This is a genomic window from Rhodococcus koreensis (genome assembly GCF_017068375.1).
In the GTDB taxonomy this organism is placed as follows: Bacteria; Actinomycetota; Actinomycetes; order Mycobacteriales; family Mycobacteriaceae; genus Rhodococcus_F; species Rhodococcus_F koreensis.
The window spans coordinates 5,395,458-5,410,897 of sequence record NZ_CP070609.1; the positions used below are offsets into that span (position 1 = coordinate 5,395,458).

Genomic DNA, 15,440 nt, shown 5'->3' on the forward strand with positions numbered 1-15,440 from the left:
GTCCCCGATCAGAATCCGCGCTGAGCGACGTAGTCGTCGCGGACCTCGCCGTGGTAGGCGGGGACGGTGATGTCCCACCAGCCGGTCGGGTGCATCTCGGTCCACGGCAGTTCGTGCGCGCTCATCGCCTCGATGATCACCGGGCCCGGCGTCGCGAACGCGCGCTCGATGGCGTCGGCCAGCTTCTCCGGGTCCTCGACGCGCTCGGCGCTGCAGCCGAGTGACTGGGCGAACCGGGTGATGTCGGCGAAATACGGTGTCCCGTCGAGGTTCTTCCACCCGGAGATGATTTCGCGTTCTTCACCGAACAGGCTGATCTGGAGGTCCTTGATCGCTTCCCAGCCGCCATTGTTGAGCACGACGATCACCAGCGGCACTCCGAGCATCGCGGCGGTCGCGATCTCGGTGCCGGTCTGGAGGAAGCTGCCGTCGCCGACCATCGCCAGGACCGGGGTGTCCGGGGCGCCGATCTGCGCGCCGATCGCGGCGGGCACACCGAATCCGATGCCGGAGAAGCCGCCGGCCACGATGTTGGTCTTCGGGCCGTAGATCGGGAACTCGTTGAACGCCTGGTTCGCGGGGTTGGACGAGTCGGTGACGAGGATGCCCTCGCGCGGAAGGGCCTTGCGGATCTCGACCATCGCCCGCGAGTTGGTCATCGGCAGGTAGTCGGTGGTCCGCATCGGCCGCAGGTGCTCGTCCCACTGGGCCTTGAGGTCCTGCAGTTCCGCGAAGTAGTCGGTGCTGCGGTAGTCGCGGCCGGGCCCGAGGTCGGTGAGGGCGTTCTGCAGGGACTGCAGGGAGGTTTTCGCGTCGCCGACGACACCCACCTCGACCGGGTAGTTGCGGCCGATCTCGAATCCGTCGATGTCGATCTGCACCAGTTTGGTGTTCGGGATGTCGAACGTGACGCCGGGGCGGTACGAGGAGGTGATGCGGTCGCTGAACCGGCAGCCGACGGCGAGGATCACGTCAGCGGTGCGGGTGACGCCGTTGCCCGGGATCGAACCCATGTCGCCGCACGGCCAGGCGTAGAGGTCGTGGTCGGCGGGGAAGGCGCCCTTGCCCTGGAACGAGTGCGTGACCGGTGCCCCGAGGTGCTCGGCGACGGCCATCAACTCCGCGGCGGCCTCGGCGTGGATGACGCCGCCGCCGGCGACGATGACGGGACGTTTCGCGCCGGCGAGCAGGCGGGCGGCCTCGGCGATCACGGCCGGGTCGCCGGTTGCGCGGGTGGCGGGCCTGCGGGTGCCGGTGTCGGGGGTGTAGTCGCCGTATTCGGCCTGCAGGTCCTGCGGGATGTCGACGAGCACGGGCCCGCGCCGGCCCTCGTGCATGGTGTTGAACGCCTGCGCGAGCGCCACCGTAAGCTGTTCGAGGCGGCTGGGCTGCCACCAGCGCTTGACCACCGGTTCGACCATGCGGGGAAAGTTGTTGCCGTGCGGGCGGTCGATCTCCTGCAGTACACCCCGGTTTTCCATGTAGGTGTGCACGGCGCCGGTGATCAGGAGCATCGGCATCGAGTCGGCGAACGCGGTCGCCAACCCGGTGAGGGTGTTGGTCGCGCCCGGACCGATGGAGGTACAGATCGCGGCGATCTTGCCGGAGGCCCGGTAGTAGCCGTCGGCCATGTGGGCGGCGCCCTGTTCGTGCATGGCCGGCACGAGTTCGATCTCGTCGGCGCGGTCGACGAACGCGTCGAGGAGTGCGGTGTTGCCGTGGCCGGGGATCGCGAAGACCTTCTCGACTCCCTCGCGGATGAGGAAGTCGACGACCATCTGTCCGCCGGTGAGTTGCTGTGTTGTCATATCGGTGGTTCCTAGCTGTCGGTGACGGTGTCAGACGGACGTGGGCTCGGCCGGGGAAGTCCGGCCTGCGGTCGTGCGGTGCTGTGCGGTGATCGCCTCGGCGACGCGGAAGGCGTTGGCCGCGATGGACAGGGCGGGGTTCATCACGGGCAGGGACGGGAAGAAGGACGAGTCGACGACGTAGAGGTTGTGCACGTCGTGGGCGCGGCAGTCGGCGTCGAGTACGGAGGTCGCGGGGTCGGTTCCGGCGCGGACGGTGCCGGCCTGGTGGGAGTTGACCTCGATGCCGGTGCCCTCGCTGAAGACGAACGGGTACCCGATCTTGCGGAGGATCTTGCGCATCTCGCGGACCAGCACCTCGTGGGCGCGCGTGTTGTTGGGGGTCCACGCGATCTGGATGTTGCCGTCGGCGGTGAGGGTGACGCGGTTGTCCGGATCGGGCAGGTCCTCGGTGAACAGCCACCAGTCGATGCTGCGGGCCGTCGCCTGGCTCAGCGCCCACTTGGGGATCAGCGGACGTTGGCCCTTGATCATCTCGCCCTGCAGTTTCCCGATCAGCTGCACGTGCCCGAGCGGATAGGGGTGCTCGGCGGTGCCGCGGGTGTAGAAGTCGTTGAGGTACAGCGTCTTCTGGAACTCGGCGGTGTTCTTCTTCAGCGGGTTGATGCCGACCATGATGGAGTTGTTGTGCACCATGTAGTTTCGTCCGACCATGCCGGAGGAGTTGGCGAGACCGCCCGGGTGCGCGGGGTTCGCCGACCGCAGCAGCAGCGCCGCGGAGTTGACGGCGCCGCAGGAGACCACCACGGTGGCTGCCTCGACGACGAGTTCGGTCCCGCGGTGCCGCAGCCGAACTCCGGTGGCCTGCATGCCGGTGTCGTCGGTCAGGACCTGTTCGGCGTAGGCGTTGGTCAGCAGTTCCACCGTGCCGGAGGCCACGGCGGGACGCACGCAGCGCACGTCCGCATCGGACTTGGCAAGCACGCGACAGGGGAACCCGTCGCAGGTCCGACATCGAATGCAGCCGCCGCCCTCGCGCAGGTCGATGCCCAGCGGAATGTTCGACGGGGTGTATCCGAGGCGGCGCAGGGCGTCGGCCGCCTCCTGCACCGGCGGTTCGTGTCCGATCGCCGGGTAGGGGAACGGTTCGTCGCGGGGCAGGGTCGGGTCGTCGGTGTGGTCACCGTGGACCCGGTACACCTGTTCTGCGCGTGCGTAATACGGCGCGAAGTCGTCGTACGAGAAGGGCCACTCGGGTGATTCGCCGGCCTCGTGCTGCGTCGACTGGAAGTCTTCCCGGCGGAACCGCACCAGCGAGGAGCCGTAGAGTTTGGTGTTCCCGCCGACGTAGTAGTATGTGCCGGGGCTGAACGGTCTGCCCTCGGTGTCGTACCACTGCTCGGCGTTCGCGTACCGGTGTCCTTCGAAGACCTCCTGCGGGCTCCAGTTCTGCTTTTCCTGCGGCAGGAAGTCGCCGCGCTCGATCAGAAGCACATCGACTCCCGAGTCCGCGAGCGCGTAGGCGAGCGTTCCACCGCCCATTCCGCTGCCGACGATGACGACGTCGTAGCTGTGTTTGCTCGGGCCTGTGGGCTCCCCCACGGATGCGTCTCTCATGGGTCCTGCTCCTCGGTCGTAGAGAGTGGTGTGACGAAGTTGGTTATACGTATAACTAAAGGTTAGCGACGACGTCGTGGATGTCAACCCCACACGAGCAGCTCATCCCGGCAGGGGACGAGCTGCTCGCGGTCGTCAGGGCACGAGCGGTCGAGTGAGATTCTCCGGCCGCAGCACGTCGTCGAGCTGTTCCCGGCTGAGCAGACCCCGCTCGAGCACGAGCGCGGCCACGGTGCGACCGGTCGCCAGTGCATCGGCGGCGATCGCGGTGGCCGCGGTGTACCCGATGTGCGGGTTGAGGGCCGTGACCACGCCGATGGACGCGTCGACGCTGTTCTTCAAGTGCTCGATGTTCGCGCCGATCCCCACGACACACCGCTCGCGGAGTACCGCGCATCCGCGGGTGAGCAGTTCGATCGTCTCGAACAGGCTGTGCGCGATGATCGGCTCGAACGCGTTGAGCTGTAGCTGCCCGCCCTCGGCGGCCATCGTGACGGTCAGGTCGTTCCCGATCACCCGGAAGGCGATCTGGTTCACGACCTCCGGGATCACCGGATTCACCTTGCCCGGCATGATCGACGAGCCGGCCTGGACGGGCGGCAACGTGATCTCACCAAAGCCGGCGCGCGGCCCCGACGACAGCAGCCGAAGGTCGTTGCAGATCTTGGACAGCTTCACCGCGGTGCGCTTGAGCACCCCGGACAGCTGGACGAACGCGCCGACGTCCTGGGTGGCTTCGATCAGGTCGGACGCCGTCGTCACCTCGATCCCGGTGATCGCGGCGAGATGCTCGCGGACCCGCCACGCGTACTCGTGGTGCGCGTTGAGACCGGTCCCGATCGCCGTTCCGCCGAGGTTGATCTCGGAGATGAGCGTCGCCGCCTCCCCGAGCCGCTGCGAATCCTCGTCGATCATCAGCGCGAACGTCGCGATCTCCTGCCCCAGGGTCATCGGGACCGCATCCTGCAATTGGGTGCGCCCGACCTTGAGGACGTCGGCGAACTCGGTCGACTTCACCGCGAATGCCGCCGCCAACTCGTGCATCGACGCCCGCAGCCTGGTCAGGGCGGTTTGCAGACCGGCCTTGATCGCGGTGGGGTAGACGTCGTTGGTGCTCTGGCTCATGTTCACGTGCTCGAGCGGATGCAGATGCTCGTAGCTGCCGCGGGCGTGGCCGAGCAGTTCCAGCGCCCGGTTGGCCACCACTTCGTTGGCGTTCATGTTGCTGGAGGTGCCGGCACCGCCCTGAATGACGTCCACGACGAACTGGTCCCGGAGGGCGCCGGCCCGAATCTCTTCACAGGCCCGGGCGATGGCGTCCGCTTCGCGCCGCGGTAGCAGGCCGAGTCCGGCGTTGGTCTGCGCCGCGGCCTGCTTGACGGCTGCCAGCGCCGACACGAGGTCGGGATGGCTGGACAGGGGAATGCCGGTGATCGGAAAGTTCTCGGTCGCCCGCAGGGTGTGGATGCCGTAGTAGGCGTCGGAGGGAACTTCCCGGTCGCCGAGGAGATCGTGCTCGAGACGGGTCATCGGTCCGAGGTCACTCGCGTCGGGATGTCGCCCCATGCCAACGGGGCGTTACCGAACTTGGCTGCCCGGAGGTCGCCGGACCGGGCGTGGCCCTCGAACTTCTCGAGTCGCGAGACCCGTCCGCAGATCTCACCCAGCTGGGCGCTGGTGTCGAGATTGCGGACCTCCTGGTAGGTGAGCGTCTTGAGGAACTTGCCCACCCACAGACCGCCGGTGTAGTTCGCGGCGCCGAGGGTCGGGAGGACGTGGTTGGTGCCGATCAGCTTGTCGCCGTAAGGAACACACGTGCCTTCGCCCAGGAACAGGGCGCCGTAGTTGCGCATGGCCGTCAGGGCCTGGCGCGGGTCCTCAGTGAGGATCTGGACGTGCTCGGACGCGAACTCGTCGGCGAGGGCGTAGGCCTCGGCGAGGGTGTCGACGATGTGGACCTGGCCGTGATCGCGCCACGCGGGACCGGCGATGGCGTTGGTCACCAGGCCCGGGAGCAGCGCCTCGATGTGGTCGAGGGTGGCCCGGCCGACCGCCTCGGACGTGGTGATCAGCACGCACGGGGAGTCGGGGCCGTGCTCGGCCTGCGACAGCAGGTCGACGGCGATGGTGAACGGGTCGGCGTGGTCGTCGGCGACGATGAGCGTCTCGGTCGGTCCGGCGAACAGGTCGATCCCGACCTCACCGAACAGTTGCCGCTTGGCCTCGGCCACAAAGGCGTTGCCGGGGCCGGTCAGGATCGAGACCGGGTCGACGGTGTTGGTGCCCAGTGCCAGGGCGGCGATCGCCTGGACGCCGCCGAGGACGAAGATCTCGTCGGCGCCGGCCAGATGCATGGCGGCGACGCTGATCGGCGGTGCCTCGCCCGCGTTCGGCGGGGTCGTCGCGGCGACGCGTTCGACGCCGGCGACCTTCGCGGTGAGCACGGTCATGTGCGCGGACGCGGTCAGCGGGTAGCGGCCGCCGGGCACGTACGCGGCCGCGGCGTCGATCGGGACGTTGCGGTGGCCGAGGAAGACGCCCGGCAGCGTCTCGACCTCGATGTCCTGGATCGAGTCCCGCTGCGCCTGAGCGAAGTTGCGGATCTGGCGCTGCGCGAACCGCAGGTCGTCGAGGACGGTCTCCGGCACGGACTTCACGATCTCCGCCACCTGGTCCTCGCTCAACCGGAACGACTCGGGGGACCAGCCGTCGAACTTCTCGGAGTACTTCCGGACGGCGTCGTCGCCGTTCGCGCGGACGTCGGCGATGACGGCGGCGACGGTGTCGACCACGGCGGGGTTGCTCGCCCGCTGCGCTGGTTCGCCGACGGCGGCCTTGAGAACGAATGACATGGGTGCTTCCTTCGGATGAGCGAGGGGCTGGATCTGTTGTCATTCAGCATTGCGGTGCCACACCGTTTCCGACAGTTGCATTGTGGGAACTATTTGCGTCGGTTCATGCACGTTCTGTGTACCATTGTTCATGGTCTTCACCGTCGCCGATGCCCTCGAAATCGATCTCCTCAAGGACGCGGGAGCCCGTGTCCTGACCGGATCGGGCAGCCTCGACCGTGAGGTCCGCTGGGTGCATTCATCCGAGATCTCGGATATCGCCCGCTTCCTCCGGGGCGGAGAATTACTCCTGACCGCCGGGCTCGGAATGGGCAACACGGGCGCCCTGCAGCAGGTGTTCGTGCGCGCAGCCGCTCATGCCGGGGCCGCCGCTCTCGTCATCGAGGAGTCGGGACGGATGTTCGACCGCGTACCGGATGCCGTAGTCGCCGAAGGGCAGGCCTGCGACCTGCCGATCATCGCCCTCGCCCGCGAGGTGTCGTTCGCCGGTGTCTCGGCGCAGGTGCACGAGATCCTGACCGACAAGCGCCTGCAGGCGCTCACCTACGAGCGGGAAGTCGAGTCCACGTTCTCGAACCTGCTGCTCGACGGCGCCGACTACCTGTCGATCGTGCAGACGCTGGCCGAACTCACCGACGGCACGGTGGTGCTCGAGAACATCGCGCACCGCGTGATGGCGTACGTCGGCGAGTTCGACGAGGAGGCCGGCATCGAGGACTGGGACAAGCACGCGCGCGGCCTCCACAGCGACGACGACGGATGCGTTCGCAGGCCGGTTCTGATGCGCGGCCAGCCCTGGGGCTGGATCCACGTCTTCACCGACCGGCCCGCGACCGCACGCTCCACCGCCACGTTCGCAGCGGAGCGCGCCGCCGCGTCCGTCGCGATCTCCTTGCTGACCGACCGGAGCCGGGAAGCACGGGACGACCAGCGGAGCACGGCACTGATCACGCGACTGCTGATCGGCGACCTCTCCGGAGCCGAATTCGTCGACCAGGCAGGAAGACTCGGATATCAGCTGGGGTCGGGACACATCGTCGTCGTCATCGCGAACAAGGACGGCCGCGACGAGTCGTCCGCTCCGCGCGGGGGCCGCCAGCCCGACACCGGGGCGATCAACGCCGACATGGGCGACTACGTCGTGGCGGTGGCGGCGGAATCCGGGCGAACACGCGCCGACCTCGCGGGCCTGCTCGGGAAGATGGAGCACGGGGGCGGCATGAGCCGCGCGGTGCCCGCCTCGATGCTGCAGGTCGCGGTCACGCAGGCAAAAAGTGCGGCCGCGGTGTCGCGCTCCCTGCCCGCCTCACCGATGCTGCATTTCGACGACCTCGGTGTCGAACGTCTGCTCGTGACGTTGGCGCAGGGTCCCGAACTCGCCAGCTTCGTCGAGGACGAACTCGGCCCACTTCTCACGAAGGATGCGCAGTCCACGACCCCGCTGCTCCCCACGTTGCGGGCCTTCCTCGCCGTCGACGGCCGCAAGACCGAAGCGGCGGACAAACTCTTCATCCAGCGCCGGACGCTGTACAACCGGCTCGACCGCATTGCCGCGATCCTGGGTAAATCCCTGGACGACGCCGCCACCCGGCAGAGCCTGCTGCTCGCGGTGAAGGGGCTGGATCTGCTCGAGGGGTCGTCGGTCGCGGCGCGCAGGAGCGGGCGACCATGAGTGAGGAGCGGGCGACCATGAGTGCGGAGCAGGCGACCATGACATCGCCGGCGCTGCCTTCTCACTCTGTGCAGTCTGCGCGCGGGAGGTACACGGTCTGTACCTGTTGTGCGGCGCGTCACCTTCGTAGTGTTTTCACCAAGATTCCGGCCATCCAGTCGGTGTTGATCGAAAGTTCACGCGCTCGCTACTCGCTGAACGGATGCCTACCCCCGTAGGCGCCCGCGGCGGTCCGAGACCTACGGCAAGGACGAAATCATGGCAACACATGGAGCAGGCACCGCTCCCGTGCTCGACCATACACGCGTGCGAAAGGCGCGAATCGCAACATTTTTCGGCTTCTTCCAGTTGGGCGCCGTGATGTTGATGTGGTCGACGAGCACCACTTCGTTGCGTAGTCACCTCGGATGGGAGGGCGACGGCGGCGACTCGCAGTTCGGCCTCCTCGCGCTGTCGATCGGCATCGGCGCAGCCGTCGGGTGCTTCGCCATCGGCCCGTTCATCGATCGGTACGGCCCGCGAAACACGGCCATGCCCACGATGGTGATCTACCCGCTCTGTTACATCCCCCTCGCGTTCCTCGACGGACTGGTCGGAGCGATGGCGATCGGCGTGCTCATCGGACTGCTCCGCGGCGCATTCGACACGGCGTTCAACACCCACGGCGTGCAGGTCGAGCGGTACTACGGGCGACCCATCATGTCCGCGTTCCACGCCGCCTACCCGGCGGGTGGCTTCGTTCTCGGTCTCGTCGGCAGCGCGCTGGCCCGGCACTTCACCGACAGCCCGGCCGTCGCCTACATCTCGATCGGCGTGGTGTTGTCGGTCCTCGGTTTCGTCTTCGGCAAGTGGCTCCTCTCCCTCGACGAGTTGCTGCCCCCGGAGCAGGACGAGATTCCGGGCGCAGCCGACCCCGCCCACCCGGGGAAGCGGTCGGCCACCACGGCGACGCTGCTCGTGATGATCGGATTCGGTGTGCTCCTGCTCGGGTCGATGTTGAGCGAGGGCGCGGTCCTGGACTGGGGCCAGGAATTCGTTCGCCGTGCGGTCGGCACCACGGCAGGGCTGGCGGCGACGGCAGTGACGCTCTACTCGGGTGCGCAGTTCGTCGGCCGGTTGTTCGGCGACAGGCTGGCCGAGTACTTCGGTGCCCGCCTCATCGTCGGCGCGAGCGGAGTCATCGGCGCCGCCGGTGCTCTCCTCGCGATGCTGGGCGGCTCGGCCCCGCTCGCACTCACCGGCTTCGTGCTGCTCGGTCTCGGCCTGGCCTGCATGGCACCGCTCATGCTGTCGGCGGCCGGGCGACGCGATCCGGAGAATGCGGGACGGAACATCGGTCTCGTCAACGCGATCGGCTACGTGGGCATGCTGGTCGGGCCGGCCGCGATCACCGTCGTCGTCGACAACCTCGGTATCGAATGGATGCCACTGCTGCCGGCCATCCTCCTCGCGCTGATCGCGATCGGCGGTCCCGCCCTGATGCGCCTGGTGCCGCGCTACCACAAGCCGGTCAACGAGGCACACAACGAGCAACGACCCATCGCGGCCGGCTGACCCGGCCCGACCGAACCACTGATGCGGTTCAGCACTCGACAGTGTGCTGAACCGCATCAGCGTCGTGAAGAAGAGCAGATGCATCCGAGAACGACATCGCCGCTGCGAGACTCGGTGCGCATGGCGGACATCGCACGAGAAGCCCGAGTATCGATCGCGACCGTGTCGCCGTTGTCGTGCCCCGCATCGACTCAAGCGTCGAGGCCGGCGCCTTTCTCGATACCTTGCCGCTGCGGCGAAAGGTGGATGGGCTCGGGACCGAATCTGTGCGTGCGCTCCTCGGCATCCTGGAGGAGGATCCCCGCAATGACGAGTGACAACGAAGTCACGGTTCTCGATTGGGTCGAGACGACTCCTGACGAACTGCTCGCCCGCCTCTGCGAAACACGACAGATGAACACGAACCGCCCGATCGTCATCGGAATCGATGGCCGGAGTGGGTCGGGAAAGTCCACCGTTGCCGCTCGACTCGCTGCAGCGACCGGTGACAGCGTAATCGTCCATACCGATGACATAGCCTGGCACCACTCCTTTTTCGGTTGGCACCATCTTCTTGCCGACGGCATCCTCTGCCCTCTCCGGCAGTGCGGGGCGCCTGTCTCGTTCCGTCCACCCGGGTGGGTGGCACGCGGACGGCCCGGTTCCATCGACATTCCGGATACCGCGAACGTCGTCTTCGTCGAAGGAGTAGGGGCAACCCACCGCGACCTAGCCGGATGGTTCGACGCCACGATCTGGGTGTCCACCGACCCGGTGGTCGCCTACCGCAGATGTGTCGAGCGCGGGGTCGATCCGCCCGCGTTCATCGAGGAGTGGATGGCGCAGGAGAACCCCTTCCTGGCCGAAGACCGCCCGTGGGCGCGGGCATCGGTCATCATCTCCGGAGAGCGCGTGCCGGCCGGGACGTCAAACGGCCGAATCCCATGTGAGTGGGAAAGCGTGTCCCGGCACACTTTCCCACTCACATGGTCAGTGTCCGGTCGGCCAGTTGTCGGACAGTGTGTAGCCGGTGGGGAAGGGGTCGGCGGGGTCGAGGCCGACCTGGCTGAGTTCGGTGATGTAGGCCTGCCCGGTGACGCGGGGTACGACCGCCTCGTAGTCGCCCACACTGGTGAGCCGGTCGATGCGGCTGGTGAATCGGCTGCCGATCACGGATTCGTGGACGAAGGTCTCACCCACCTCGATCAGGCCTTTCGCTTTCAGGACCGCAAGACGTGCGGACGTGCCGGTGCCGCAGGGCGAGCGATCCAGCCGCCCCGGTGAGACCACGACCGCGTTACGCGCGGTCAGGACGCCCTCGTGGCGGGACAGCGGGCCGACGAATTCGGTCTGGGTGATGCCGGCGAACTCCGGGTTGGTGGGGTGCTGGGCCGGAATTTGCTCCGCTGCTGCGGTTTTCAGCCTCTGTCCGAGTTCGCACAGGTCGCGGGCCTCGTCGGGAACCAACTTCAGGCCGAGGGCCTCGGCGTCGGCGAGCACGTACGCCATGCCGCCCCAGGCGACGTCGACGGTGAGGGTGCCGTATCCGTCGAGTTCGAGCGGTACCTCGACCGCATAGGCGAAGGCGGGCTGGTTTTCGAACTCGACGCCGGTGACCTTGCCGTTCTCGCAGGTACACCGGATGCGGATGAGCCCGGCGGGCGCCTCGAGGACGATGTCGGTGACGGGTTCGACCATGGGGATCATCCCGGTCTCGAGCAGTGCCGTCGCGACACACATCGTGTTGCTGCCCGACATGGCCGGATACTCGGTCGACTCGGCGATGACGTAGCCGAGCTGGGCCTGCGGATCGGTGGCCGGGACGATGTAGTTGACGCAGTGGGTGACCGCACCGCGGGGTTCGTGCAACAGCAATTGCCGCAGGTCGTCCTGATTGTCCCGGAAGTGCTTCATCTTCTCGAACACGGTGGCGCCGGGAACGTCACCGATCCCGCCGGTCACGACGTTGTTGATTTCTCCACCCACGTGACACTTGACCACGTTGACGACTCGGCTCCACCGCACGACTTCCTCCGATCCGATGCGCTTCGATGGCGTTCATCGAAGCAGTGTCAGTAATTGTTCTGTGCCGCGGCGAGCGGCCTTCCCTTCGAGCGTTGCACAGCCGGGTATGCGGCCGCGGCGTCGTCGGCGAACATCGCCGGCACACCACCGGTGTGCAGGAACACGATGGGCCCGGTCAGGCGGGGGTCGGACAGTGCGGCGACGGCCTTCGCCGTGTACACCGGGTCGGTCACGATGCCCTCGTCACGGGCCAGTTCGGTCATCGCCGCCTGCGACCGGTCCGAGGCAAGTGCGTATCCCGGACCGAGGTACTCGTCGAACACGGTCGGGGTCACTGCGGGCGGGTCGAATCCGAGCTCCGCGGTGGCGGCCACCAGGTCCCGGACCCGTCCGCCGAGGTCGGAGTGGATCTGCGCGACGTCGACGCCGACGATGTTCGCCGGGGCGCCGAGCAGTGCGGCACCGAGTTCGAGCCCGGCCTGGGTGCCGCCGGTCGAGGAGGCGTGGACGATGGTGGCTTCGGTGCGGTCGACGAGATCGAGTTGGTGGTGGATCTCGAGGAAGGCAGCGGCGTAGGCCAGTACTCCCGAGCTGGTGCTGCCGCCGGCGGGAACGAGGTACGGGCGTTTGCTGCGGTTGCCCTGATCCCGCAGCCGGGCACACAGCTGCCGGGCGTGCGCACTCATCGAAGTCCAGTCGAGGTCGTCGACGAAATGGGTTTCGGCGCCGAACAAGTCGTCGAGGAGTAGGTTGCCGCTGGGGCGGTGCGGGGCACGGCCACCCAGGATCAGGTGGGCGTCGATGCCCGCCGCGGTCGCGGCCGCCGCCACGGTGCGGGCATGGTTGGACTGCTGCGCCCCGACGGTGACCAGGCTGGTCGCGCGGGCGTTCATCGCATCGGCGAGAATCAGCTCCAGCTTCCGGGACTTGTTGCCGCCGGCCGCGAACCCGGTCAGATCGTCCCGCTTGATCCAGACCTCACGGCCCAGGCGTTCGGAGAAGTTCGGCAGCAGATGCATCGGTGTCGGGGTGGCGGTGAGCCTGATCCTGCACCGCCACCGCCGCGCGAGGATCTCTCGGGCGCGGGCGTCGGCGATGCAGGGCATCAGGTACGAGACGGGATCGGTGACGGAGACGTTTGCCACCGGCCTCTGCGCGCGTGTCATGGGAAGGGTCGCTCCTTTCGAAACGCGTGCGATTCGGGTCGGCGATGCCGGCCGCGGTGGGCCGACATCGCCGACAGTCGGTGAGGGGCCGGTCTACTTGCCGTAGTTCAGTCCGGTCTCGGCGATCAGCTTGGTGAGCTCTTCCTTCTTCTCCGCGGGCAGTTCGCCGTAGGGTGCGCGCGGCACACCGAGGTCGACACCCACGGCCTGTGCGGCGGCCTTGGTGGCCACGGCGTAGCCTTCCTTGCCCAGGAAGTCGAGGACGTTCCACAGACGCTTGAAGATCTCGAGGGCCTCGGTGTACTTGCCGGCCTTGGCCAGCTCGTAGATCGCCACGGTCTCCTTGGGCGCGAAGTTCGGTGCACCCCAGATGGATCCGGCGGCACCAGCGGAGAAGGCGGGCAGCACGATGGTGTCCCAACCGACGAACGTGTCGATGGCGTCACCGAGGTTGAAGATGAGGTCGAAGGCCTGCTCGATCGAGCCGGAGGTGTCCTTGATGTACTTCACGGCGTCGGTGCGCTCGAGCAGCTCGCGGTAGAACGGGCGGTCGAGGTTCATTCCGGTGACACCGGGCAGGTTGTACGCGATGACCGGGATGTTCGCGGCCTCGCCGACGGTGGCGAAGTACTCGATCACCTCGTGGCGGGTGGGCGCCTCGTAGAACGGCTGGACCAGCAGGACCGCGTCCGCTCCGGCGTCGGCGGCGTGCTTGGACAGTTCGATCGCGTCCGCGGTGCGGGTCGAGCCGGTCTGCGGGGCGACGGGCACCCGGCCTGCGGCCTGGTCGATGACGACTTTGTTGACGAGCTTGCGCTCGTCGAGGGACAGTGCCGCGAACTCGCCGGTGCTGCCACCGGGAACGAGACCGTGCAGACCGTTGTCGATCAGAAAGTCGACGTGGTTGCGCAGTGCGCCTTCGTCGACGGAGCCGTCGGCGGCGAAGGGAGTGGAAACGGCAGCGAGGATGCCACCCAGCTTCTTGGTCATGTTCGTGTCCTTGTGTCGTGGTTGGTCGGCTACTTGAGGGCCGTGGATTCTCCGAGTCGATGGCCCGGATCCCGCTCGTCTCCTCGACCGTCGTAGATTGACGATTGTCGACAAGTGAACGATAGAAATTTAACTGTGGCGCGCGGTGCTTGTCAAGGGTTCGGGTGGCGGGGTTCTCATTCGCCGACCCGGACCGGGTCGTACTGAGCCGGACGGGCGGCGATGACGGCGTCGGTCTTGCGTCCGGCGGTTTCGTGGAGGGTGGCGGCGGCGACGATCGCGGTGACCCCGGTGACGATCAGGATCACCGAGGGGGACACCGGGCTTCCGGTGGCGGAGATCAGCCAGGTCGCAAAGTACGGTGCGGTGCCACCGAAGAGTGCGACGGAGATGTTGAAGCCGATGGAGAAGCCGGCGTAGCGCACTCTCGAGGGGAAGATCTCCACCATCGCGGCGCCGGAGGCCGACATGAACATGGCCAGGCACACGCCCATGGCGGCGTGGGCGACCATGATGGCGGCGATGTTGCCGGTGGAGAACGCCACGAAGGCGGGGAAGACGATCAGTGTGCTCGACACCGCGCCGAGGATGATGACCGGCTTGCGGCCGAAGTGGTCCGAGAAGCGGGCGAAGACGAAGATCGACACCGCGGCCGACACCAGGCAGGTGACCGTCGACGCGGACGCCATGCCGAACGAGAATCCGACCTCGGCCTGCAGGTAGGTCTCCATGTAGACGAAGATGAAATAGAAGGCGGCGGCCTGGAAGGCGATGCAGCCGACGACTTGCACGATCTGGCGCCGGCTGGTGGCGAGGGCGTCCTTGATGGGTGACTCACTCACCTCGCCGGAAGCCTGCAAGCGCTCGAATTCCGCTGTGTCGCTGAGCTTGAGCCGGATGTAGAGGCCCACCAGTCCGAGCGGACCGGCGATCAGGAACGGTATCCGCCAGCCCCAGGCGAACATGGCGTCGTCGCTCAGGGCCGCGTTCAAGCTCAGGACGAGGATCGAGGCGGCGGCGTTGGCGAGGTAGCTCGAGCAGTGCCAGAAGCTCACCGTGCGTGCCCGTCGTCCCCGCGCGGCGGACTCGACCAGGAACGTGGCGGCACCGCCGGGTTCGCCACCGGCGGCGAAGCCCTGCAGGATGCGCAGAGCCACCAGTAGGACGGGCGCGGCGATGCCGATGGAGGCGTAGCCGGGCAGCAGGCCGACCGCGAAGGTCGACATCGACATCAAAATGATGACGGTGGCCAGGATCTTCTTGCGGCCCACCTTGTCGCCGAGACGGCCGAAGACGAATCCGCCGATCGGATTCATCAGGAAGGCGACCCCGAATGCGGCGAAGGTCGCCAGCAGACTGGTGGCGGGGTTTTCGGAGGGGAAGAAGATCTGCCCCAGGAGTACGGCGAGGAACCCGTACGCCGCGAAGTCGAACCAGGTGATGAAGTTTCCGATGGCCGCCGCGGTGATGGCTCGACGCATCTCCGAGCCGTGCAGATGGCCCTGGTGTTCTGTCATGGATGCTTCCGATCGATTCGTGGGCACCCGCACAAGTTGTAGTGCGGTCTATTGTCGACAAGTGACGTTCCTGATTGTTGTCCGGGTCACACGCAATGTCAACGTCGAGTAAAGCCGCTTCGCGCGCGCTCAGTCACCTGCTTACGGGGTGAAGGTGAGGACTGCCGGGCTCCCGGGACGTGCGAAAGCCGCCCTGCCGAATCAGACACCGCGGGAGGATGACTGGTTCGGCAGGGCGGGCAGGAAGCGATCGCGGATGC

General features: G+C 67.2%; 9 protein-coding genes and 1 pseudogene. 2 read left to right on the top strand and 8 right to left on the bottom strand.

The genetic code is table 11. From position 1 onward, the window contains the following. Positions 1 to 8: 8 nt before the first annotated feature. From JWS14_RS24740 to hisD, 4 genes are all read right to left on the bottom strand, one after another. Positions 9 to 1,808 (bottom strand): thiamine pyrophosphate-binding protein, encoded by a 1,800-nt coding sequence (locus JWS14_RS24740; RefSeq protein ID WP_072939246.1) that lies wholly within the window; start codon positions 1,806 to 1,808, stop codon positions 9 to 11. A 30-nt stretch (positions 1,809 to 1,838) separates the two neighbouring features. Then, a complete protein-coding gene (locus JWS14_RS24745) occupies positions 1,839 to 3,425 on the bottom strand; it encodes a GMC family oxidoreductase (protein ID WP_072939244.1) in 1,587 nt (528 codons plus the stop codon). A gap of 135 nt (positions 3,426 to 3,560) precedes the next feature. After that, positions 3,561 to 4,955, bottom strand: a complete 1,395-nt coding sequence (locus JWS14_RS24750) for an aspartate ammonia-lyase (protein WP_083395643.1) — start codon at positions 4,953 to 4,955, stop codon at positions 3,561 to 3,563. After that, positions 4,952 to 6,277 (bottom strand): histidinol dehydrogenase, encoded by a 1,326-nt coding sequence (gene hisD / locus JWS14_RS24755; RefSeq protein WP_072939559.1) that lies wholly within the window; start codon positions 6,275 to 6,277, stop codon positions 4,952 to 4,954. Before hisD ends, JWS14_RS24750 begins: the two co-directional genes overlap by 4 nt. 130 nt (positions 6,278 to 6,407) lie before the next feature. On the opposite strand from hisD, the gene JWS14_RS24760 reads away from it, so the two are divergent. Next, the gene (locus JWS14_RS24760) at positions 6,408 to 7,949 is read left to right on the top strand and encodes a PucR family transcriptional regulator (RefSeq protein ID WP_072939238.1); all 1,542 of its coding nucleotides are present in this window, start codon (positions 6,408 to 6,410) and stop codon (positions 7,947 to 7,949) included. A 222-nt stretch (positions 7,950 to 8,171) separates the two neighbouring features. Beyond that, positions 8,172 to 9,503: pseudogene (locus JWS14_RS24765) on the top strand (MFS transporter); the annotation flags it as partial. Positions 9,504 to 10,472: 969 nt separating this feature from the next. On the opposite strand, the gene JWS14_RS24770 reads toward JWS14_RS24765, so the two are convergent. From JWS14_RS24770 to JWS14_RS24785, 4 genes are all read right to left on the bottom strand, one after another. Continuing rightward, a complete protein-coding gene (locus JWS14_RS24770; protein WP_072939232.1) occupies positions 10,473 to 11,507 on the bottom strand; it encodes a proline racemase family protein in 1,035 nt (344 codons plus the stop codon). Between the two features lie 47 nt (positions 11,508 to 11,554). Continuing rightward, complete coding sequence (locus JWS14_RS24775) at positions 11,555 to 12,673, bottom strand: 1-aminocyclopropane-1-carboxylate deaminase/D-cysteine desulfhydrase (RefSeq protein ID WP_072939229.1); 1,119 nt, start codon at positions 12,671 to 12,673, stop codon at positions 11,555 to 11,557. A gap of 93 nt (positions 12,674 to 12,766) precedes the next feature. Beyond that, complete coding sequence (locus JWS14_RS24780) at positions 12,767 to 13,663, bottom strand: dihydrodipicolinate synthase family protein (protein ID WP_072939226.1); 897 nt, start codon at positions 13,661 to 13,663, stop codon at positions 12,767 to 12,769. A 176-nt stretch (positions 13,664 to 13,839) separates the two neighbouring features. After that, complete coding sequence (locus JWS14_RS24785) at positions 13,840 to 15,180, bottom strand: MFS transporter (RefSeq protein ID WP_072939224.1); 1,341 nt, start codon at positions 15,178 to 15,180, stop codon at positions 13,840 to 13,842. Positions 15,181 to 15,440 lie beyond the last annotated feature (260 nt).

What these genes read in the sequence shown, in the direction of transcription:
- JWS14_RS24740 (WP_072939246.1), bottom strand. Translation starts at nt 1,808, where the DNA reads ATGACAACACAGCAACTCACCGGCGGACAGATGGTCGTCGACTTCCTC.
- JWS14_RS24745 (WP_072939244.1), bottom strand. Translation starts at nt 3,425, where the DNA reads ATGAGAGACGCATCCGTGGGGGAGCCCACAGGCCCGAGCAAACACAGC.
- JWS14_RS24750 (WP_083395643.1), bottom strand. Translation starts at nt 4,955, where the DNA reads ATGACCCGTCTCGAGCACGATCTCCTCGGCGACCGGGAAGTTCCCTCC.
- hisD (WP_072939559.1), bottom strand. Translation starts at nt 6,277, where the DNA reads ATGTCATTCGTTCTCAAGGCCGCCGTCGGCGAACCAGCGCAGCGGGCG.
- JWS14_RS24760 (WP_072939238.1), top strand. Translation starts at nt 6,408, where the DNA reads ATGGTCTTCACCGTCGCCGATGCCCTCGAAATCGATCTCCTCAAGGAC.
- JWS14_RS24775 (WP_072939229.1), bottom strand. Translation starts at nt 12,673, where the DNA reads ATGACACGCGCGCAGAGGCCGGTGGCAAACGTCTCCGTCACCGATCCC.
- JWS14_RS24780 (WP_072939226.1), bottom strand. Translation starts at nt 13,663, where the DNA reads ATGACCAAGAAGCTGGGTGGCATCCTCGCTGCCGTTTCCACTCCCTTC.
- JWS14_RS24785 (WP_072939224.1), bottom strand. Translation starts at nt 15,180, where the DNA reads ATGACAGAACACCAGGGCCATCTGCACGGCTCGGAGATGCGTCGAGCC.